Raw genomic sequence first — 6,292 nt, 5'->3', positions numbered from 1 at the left:
GAGCCAGAGCCAGAGCCAGTTCGTGCTGCAAACATGCCAGAGATCATTCCAAATGAATTTGGTGTGCCAGAAGACGATGATTGGCTGATTGAAGATGAGGCGTCTGAACCAGAAGCATTAGCGGAAACTGACGTAACACCAGAGCTAGTGACACCTGTCGCTGAACCGAAAGTTGAAGCTACACCACAAGCGGAAGTAGCAGAACAAGCTGAAGTTCTAGGACAAGAAGGCGAAGAAGAATTCTCGTTTGATGACTTCGAATTGCCAGAGTTTAATGAAGAAGATGCACTAGCGGAAGCTGATTCTGAATCAACACCAGAACCAGTAACGCCAGCTATTGATGCTCAACCAAGTGTTGAGCCTCAAACTGAAGCCCAAGTTATAGCTCAGGCGCAAGACGACGAAGAGTTTTCGTTTGATGATTTCGACTTACCAGAGTTTAGTGAAGAAGACGCACTAGCGGAAGCTGATGCTGAATCAACAACAGAGCCAGCAACGCCTGCTATAGACTCTCAATCAAGTGTTGAATCGCAACCTACCGCTGAGCCTCAGTTAGATGCTGCACCACAAGTTGAAACTGCGAAACCAGAAAGCGAAGAAGAATTCTCGCTTGATGACTTCGAACTACCAGAGTTTGGTGAAGACGATGCGTTAGCGGAAGTGGTGAGTGAACCAGATGAAGCACAGTTAGAGCAAGACTTAACGCCTGACACAGAGAAGTTCGAGTTCGATGACCTTGATCTTCCGGAGTACGATGAAGAAAGCGCAAAAGCAGACTCTGTTTTAGATGATATTGAGCAAAGCAATGCCGAGCCGGTGGCGGAAGCCCAAGGCGTAGAGTTCGATGAGTTTGATTTACCGGAATATGGTGAAGATGAAGCCATCTCTGATGCGTTTGCTGAGAAGCCAACACCACTGACTTCTTTCAGCCCACAAGGCGAAGAGCAAGATGCGTTGCATGATCTGTTCTCAAATCCGCAGAGCTATAGTCAGGCTGATGATTTCTCGAATGCTGAAGACTCTGAACCGGCTGGTTTTGCACAGCCAGAACAATCACTGAGCGCGGCTTCAGAGCCAAACTCAACGCCTGCAGCGGTTCAAGACGAGCCACTAGAAGGCTTTGATGACTTTGATGAGACAGCATTAGCTGAGTTGCTTTCTGAAGATGTTCAAGACTCTGTCGACAACATGTTCGATAAACCATTGGACGCAACTTCGATTGATAGCGCAGGGTTAGATATTGACGCCATGCTTGAAGTCGGCGGCGAAGACTGGAAAGGCTTTAACCTAGCGCCAGAACAACAATCGAGCATGCATAATGATGTGCCTGATGACCAACAAGAGATTTGGGCATCGGCTGAACAGCAAGCTGACCCGAAAATCAAAGAAGAGAATTGGGCTGAACAAGACAATCTAACCGAATCAGGCAACAGTCGTGATAAGCAGTACATGACGATTGATGAGCTAATGGCTCAAGTCGAGCAAGAAGGTGAAGAAGTCATTAATCCAGACGATGAAGAGCTTAAACTGGATGTGGGTCTTAACGAATTCCCTGATGTTATCGGTGATATTGGCAATTATGATGTCGACAGCAATGCAGAAGCTGCGGGTAAGCTTGATTTGGCCAAAATCTACATCGAGATGAGTGACTCGCAAGGGGCAATTAAGCTTCTAGAAGAGGCAATCGTTGACGGCAGCGATGATATTCGTCGAGAGGCAAAAAATCTTATCGATACGTTAAACGGTCGATAAATTTACAAATCAGAAAGGGTAGCGTTGGCTACCCTTTATTTTAAGGCGATACAGAGCGCTATCGTTTCATTTGGTTTTTCAACAGCATCGTCTCGGTCGATGCTGATTGTTTATTGAAGTTTTAGCCCCATCCTATTTGGGCTAGCACTGATTTCCGTATATACTTCTCGCCCATTTTCAAAGAGAACAAGAACATGAAAATTGCTTTAGGTATTGAATATAACGGTACCCACTACTTTGGTTGGCAGCGCCAACGAGACGTGAAAAGTGTCCAAGAAGAATTGGAAAAGGCTCTTTCAGTTGTCGCGAATCACCCTGTAGAAGTTATGTGCGCAGGTCGTACAGATGCCGGAGTTCACGGTACGGGACAAGTCGTTCACTTTGAAACTAATGTCGATCGTAAAATGGTGGCATGGACAATGGGCGCGAATGCCAACATGCCAAAAGATATTGCGGTTCGTTGGGCGACAGAAGTGAATGAGGATTTCCATGCTCGTTTCTCGGCTACTGCCCGCCGTTATCGCTACATTATCTTTAACCATGCACTACGCCCAGGCATTTTGAATTCAGGTGTGAGCCATTATCATGGTCATCTTGATGAGAAAAAAATGCATGAAGCGGGTCAGTACTTACTTGGTGAGAATGACTTCACTTCGTTCAGGGCAACACACTGTCAATCTCGTAGCCCATGGAGAAACATGATTCACTTGAACGTGACTCGTCATGGACACTACATTGTGATCGATATTAAAGCGAATGCGTTTGTTCACCACATGGTGAGGAATATTACGGGTAGCCTTATTGCCGTAGGTAAAGGTGAGCAGAAACCAGAGTGGATCCAGTGGCTTTTAGAAGCTAAAGATCGAAAAGTAGCCGGCGCAACTGCAAAAGCGGAAGGTTTGTATCTGGTGGATGTTGATTATCCTGAACATTTTGAGCTACCACGAGAGCCAATTGGTCCTCTATTTTTACCGGATAATTTGAACTAAATGTGAGACTTAGGTTCAAAAATTATTACGGTTTAGTGCGTAAGATAGTCCCAGAAAATAGGTACAACCAGTTTTTTATCTACAGTCGCTGTTTTATGTGCTTTAATTCCCACGCATAATTCCCAAATTTATTTCTTTCGCAATCAAGCGGAAGAATCGAAACAAAAAGGTCTTCCATGAGTTGGCTTGAAAAGATTTTAGAAAAAAGCAACATCGTAACATCTCGTAAAGCGTCTATCCCTGAGGGTGTTTGGACGAAATGTACTTCTTGTGAGCAGGTTCTGTACCATGCTGAACTAGAGCGTAACCTAGAAGTATGTCCAAAATGTGACCATCACATGCGCATGAAAGCACGTCGTCGTCTGGATACATTCCTAGACAAAGGTGAGCGTGTTGAACTAGGTGCTGATCTTGAGCCACAAGACAAGCTGAAGTTTAAAGACTCTAAGCGTTACAAAGAACGTATCTCTGCTGCTCAAAAGAACAGTGGTGAAACAGACGCATTAGTTGCAATGAAAGGCGAACTATTGGGTTTACCTATCGTAGCGTGTGCTTTTGAATTCTCATTCATGGGCGGCTCAATGGGTTCTGTTGTTGGTGCTCGTTTCGTGAAAGCGGTAGATGCTGCTATCGAGAACAACTGTGGTTTAGTGTGTTTCTCTGCAAGTGGTGGTGCTCGTATGCAAGAGGCATTGATGTCTCTAATGCAAATGGCGAAAACCAGTGCTGCGCTTGAGCGTTTATCTGCGAAAGGCCTACCGTTTGTTTCAGTTATGACTGATCCAACAATGGGTGGTGTTTCTGCAAGTTTGGCAATGCTTGGCGATATCAATATTGGTGAACCAAAAGCACTGATCGGTTTTGCTGGACGTCGTGTAATCGAACAAACGGTACGTGAAGACCTTCCTGAAGGTTTCCAACGCAGTGAGTTCCTACTAGACCACGGTGCTATCGACATGATTGTTGACCGTCGTGAGATGCGTCAGCGCGTTGCAAGCCTTGTTGCTAAAATGACCAACCAGCCTTCACCATTAGTAGTTTCTGTGAACGATTCACCGAATGAAGCTACTTATGAAGTACCAGAAGCGCCAGAAAAAGGGTAAAGTACCTTCTAACAAACCAACTTAATTATGGTTATGAGTTAGATGAGTCAACAACCTATTCCTCAAGCCACATCCTCTTTGGAGATGTGGCTTGATTATTTATCAAACATCCACACAAGCGCTATTGATCTTGGATTAGACCGAGTTCAGGCCGTCGCCTCTAAGGCAAACCTCACCAAACCTGCTCAACATGTTATTACTGTTGCCGGAACCAATGGCAAAGGCTCAACATGTGCACTGATGGAAGCGATTCTATTGGACGCTGGTTACTCAGTTGGTGTCTACAGCTCTCCTCACTTAATTCGCTATAACGAACGTGTTCGTATCAACGGCCAAGATCTATCTGATGAAAAGATGGTTCAGTCTTTCGATTTCATTGAGAAAGAGCGTGGCGAAATCAGCCTGAGTTTTTTCGAATATGGCACTTTAGCGGCGTTACGTGCATTTCAAACTGAAGCGGTTGATGTTGTGCTTTTAGAAGTGGGTTTAGGCGGGCGTTTAGACGCGACCAATATCGTTGAGCATGATGTTTCTGTGATTACTAGTTTGGCTGTCGACCATGTTGACTGGCTAGGTGATGACATCAATGTGATTGGTTTTGAGAAAGCGGGCATTTATCGTAGCGGTAAACCCGCTATCTGTGGTCAACCCAAGCCACCGGCTACGGTTGCAGCGCACGCTGATGACATTAAGGCTGAGTTCTACCAAGTCGGTATTCAATACACTTATGATGTTGACGGTGATACGTGGAACTGGCGCAGTGGTGCATTCCAACTAGAATCGCTACCTATTCCAAGCCTGCCGTTACCTAACGCTGCAACAGCGTTGATGGCATTGGGCACATCAGAGCTTAGTATTAGCGACGTGAACGTGGTTAACGGCATGAAGAATGCGCAGCTTCCTGGGCGTATGCAGCAAATTAGCGAACAACCGGTGATTGTGCTTGATGTAGCACACAACCCGCATTCTGCTGAGTACTTTGCGCAGCAAGTCGCGAAGAAGTATGCAGGCAAAAATTTACACGTTGTAGTCGCCATGCTTCATGACAAAGATATCCCCGCGACATTGGAAGTATTAGCTCCAATAACAACACATTGGTACCCAGCTTCGCTGAACGGCCCACGAGCCGCAACAGCCGCTGAATTGTGTCAAAGCTTACCTGAAGGTGTAGAGCGGTATTCAAACCCTGTTGTAGCGTTTGAAGCGGCTTTAGCTTCTGTTAAAGGTGACGATGTTGTGTTGGTTGTCGGTTCTTTCCATACAGTGGGTGAAGTGTTGGAGCATTGGCAGAAAAAAGGAAACTAAATGGCAAGTAAATTCCAAAGCCGGTTAGTCGGCACCATCATTTTAGTGGCCATTGGCGTGATTGTATTGCCCGATGTACTAGATGGTAAGAAGCTCCACTACAAAGAAGAGTTTGCAAGCATTCCAATTAAGCCTGAGCTTGATAGTAATGTTGAAGTGTTTGAAGTACTCGATCCCGTTGAAGATCAGATAGCGCTACCGGATTCTCCGGTTGAGCAAGTGGTTGAAAGTGGTCGTACTGATAATTCAAACACGCAAACCGCGTCTTCTTCTAATGATAAAGAAGCAGACAAAGTGGCAGTTGTGGTTAAGCCGGTACCTGAAAAAAATGAATACCAAGACAGTGCTTGGATTATTCAATTGATGGCTTTGAAGAATGCTGACAACGCAAAAAACGTTGTTAAGGATCTGCAAAAGCGCGGTTATCAGGCTCACACCAAGCAAGAAAAAACTTTTACGCGAGTAATTATTGGCCCGGATGTCTCTAAATCCAAACTTGAGCGACAAATTAAGGAATTAGAAAAAATTACGGGTTCAAAAGGCCAGTTGCTCAAATTTAAACCGTTAAATCCATAAGAAAACGTTTGCGTCAGCATTTTTTCTGTTAAAATGCGCGCCAACTTAAGATGAAGAATTCATGAATTGGTTAGATTTTGTCATTTTAGGCGTGATCGGCTTCTCTGCCGTGATCAGTTTAGTTCGTGGTTTCGCTAAAGAAGCCTTGTCACTCGTTATTTGGTTTGGAGCATTTTTTATTGCTAGCCAGTACTACGCTAAATTAGCGATGTACTTCACCAATATCGAAGATGAGATGTTTCGAAACGGAACTGCGATAGCAGCATTGTTTGTTGCAACGTTAGTTGTGGGTGCCTTAGTTAACTATGTCATCGGTCAACTAGTTCAGAAAACAGGCCTGTCAGGTACAGACAGAATCCTCGGTGTCGTCTTTGGTGGCTTACGTGGTGTTTTGATTGTTTCTGCAGTGTTGTTTTTCATGGATGCGTTTACTGCATTCCCAAGTTCTGAGTGGTGGAAGAATTCGCAATTGGTTCCAGAATTTAGTCGAATCATTGCGCCGTTCTTCGAGCATTTACAAGCAACATCTAGTTTCTTATCTGGCGCGCTCTAGCGCCAGTTAATGTC

Annotated in this window: 6 protein-coding genes; all 6 read left to right on the top strand. The window is 44.9% G+C overall.

Translation table 11 applies throughout. The features are described from left to right. Positions 1–1,752: FimV/HubP family polar landmark protein (locus AB4154_RS08435; protein WP_372122694.1), on the top strand; the 1,752-nt coding region annotated here is incomplete at its 5' end. A 194-nt stretch (positions 1,753–1,946) separates the two neighbouring features. Beyond that, on the top strand, positions 1,947–2,741 hold the full coding sequence (gene truA, locus AB4154_RS08430) for a tRNA pseudouridine(38-40) synthase TruA (RefSeq protein WP_004734161.1): 795 nt from the start codon (positions 1,947–1,949) through the stop codon (positions 2,739–2,741). Positions 2,742–2,917: 176 nt separating this feature from the next. Then, complete coding sequence (gene accD / locus AB4154_RS08425) at positions 2,918–3,844, top strand: acetyl-CoA carboxylase, carboxyltransferase subunit beta (RefSeq protein ID WP_017062348.1); 927 nt, start codon at positions 2,918–2,920, stop codon at positions 3,842–3,844. A 42-nt stretch (positions 3,845–3,886) separates the two neighbouring features. After that, positions 3,887–5,149: a bifunctional tetrahydrofolate synthase/dihydrofolate synthase gene (gene folC, locus AB4154_RS08420; protein WP_017062347.1), complete on the top strand. Its 1,263-nt coding sequence runs from the start codon at positions 3,887–3,889 to the stop codon at positions 5,147–5,149. Beyond that, entirely contained in the window at positions 5,150–5,725 is a 576-nt protein-coding gene (locus AB4154_RS08415) for an SPOR domain-containing protein (RefSeq protein WP_017063432.1), read from the top strand. A gap of 61 nt (positions 5,726–5,786) precedes the next feature. Further along, positions 5,787–6,278, top strand: coding sequence for a CvpA family protein (locus AB4154_RS08410; protein WP_009848678.1), 492 nt, complete (start codon positions 5,787–5,789; stop codon positions 6,276–6,278). The last annotated feature ends 14 nt before the right edge of the window (positions 6,279–6,292 follow it).

Origin of the sequence: Vibrio sp. 10N.286.51.B11, from assembly GCF_041469245.1 — a bacterium.
In the GTDB taxonomy this organism is placed as follows: Bacteria; Pseudomonadota; Gammaproteobacteria; order Enterobacterales; family Vibrionaceae; genus Vibrio; species Vibrio crassostreae_C.
The sequence above is the reverse complement of the archived record's forward strand: the minus strand, read 5'-3'. Positions and strand labels throughout refer to the sequence as shown.